Below are 225 nucleotides of genomic sequence, written 5' to 3'. Positions count from 1 at the left end.
GTAGAGTGAATTACATCATTCAATGCTGTTGAAAGCATCATATGAATGTGGCTAGTAGTAAAATTTCGAATCTGATAATCGTAAGAAGCAATAGAGCCATCTTTCTCTCTCTTCAAAACGCAATATTTTTCATCAATCTTTTTTAACAAGTTGTTGGCGTTTCCCCATACCGTTGAATCTATAAATGTAGTAAGACCAAATTCTTTTTCAAGCCAACAAGCTAAT

Annotated in this window: 1 protein-coding gene; it reads right to left on the bottom strand. The window is 33.3% G+C overall.

The window, feature by feature from the left end; genetic code table 11:
* Window positions 1-225 (bottom strand): hypothetical protein (locus LI112_RS18095; protein ID WP_331464440.1); only part of this gene is annotated, 225 nt, incomplete at both ends.

The sequence above is a fragment of the Blautia sp. 210820-DFI.6.14 genome (assembly GCF_020558815.1).
Lineage (GTDB): Bacteria > Bacillota > Clostridia > Lachnospirales > Lachnospiraceae > Blautia_A > Blautia_A obeum.
The sequence above is the reverse complement of the archived record's forward strand: the minus strand, read 5'-3'. Positions and strand labels throughout refer to the sequence as shown.